Origin of the sequence: Vibrio sp. Isolate23 (assembly GCF_022398095.1) — a bacterium.
GTDB lineage: Bacteria > Pseudomonadota > Gammaproteobacteria > Enterobacterales > Vibrionaceae > Vibrio > Vibrio coralliilyticus_A.
In genome coordinates this window covers 1-513 of record NZ_JAKEUV010000035.1, presented here as the reverse complement: position 1 = coordinate 513, position 513 = coordinate 1, and the positions used below count along the sequence as shown (strand labels likewise).

3 tRNA genes are annotated in these 513 nt (G+C 44.6%); all 3 read right to left on the bottom strand.

What is annotated here, in order from left to right:
- Nucleotides 1–260 precede the first annotated feature (260 nt).
- Nucleotides 261–336, bottom strand: a tRNA-Val gene (locus L1D31_RS22510).
- Nucleotides 337–366: 30 nt separating this feature from the next.
- Nucleotides 367–442, bottom strand: a tRNA-Lys gene (locus L1D31_RS22505).
- A gap of 2 nt (nucleotides 443–444) precedes the next feature.
- Nucleotides 445–512 (bottom strand) — tRNA-Glu (locus L1D31_RS22500).
- Between the last annotated feature and the right edge of the window lies 1 nt (nucleotide 513).

The window sequence follows — 513 nt, the reverse complement described above, 5'->3', positions numbered from 1 at the left end:
CACAAGGATGTTTCCAAGAACACTTGAATGTGTGTTGGTACCTAATGAACAAATCATTAGGATTTGAGAACTTTTAAATGAATAACAACGCATCTCATAGAGATGGGGATTGTTGTTATTCGTCAGCTTTCCAAATTGTTAAAGAGCTATGTTTCTTCACAAGGAAGTTACATTTTCTAAAGACTTTCAGCGGCAAAAATCCAACCACGTACGTATTACTGAAGTGGTTTGGAAATCTGAACCCAAAAATACTTAGAGAATGGTGGGCGATACCGGGCTCGAACCAGTGACCCCCTGCTTGTAAGGCAGGTGCTCTCCCAACTGAGCTAATCGCCCACATAAGTTTTGATTCTTCGTGGAGAAGAATGGTGGGTCGTGCAGGATTCGAACCTGCGACCAATTGATTAAAAGTCAACTGCTCTACCAACTGAGCTAACGACCCAATGGTATCCCGTAGGGGAGTCGAACCCCTGTTACCGCCGTGAAAGGGCGGTGTCCTAGGCCTCTAGACGA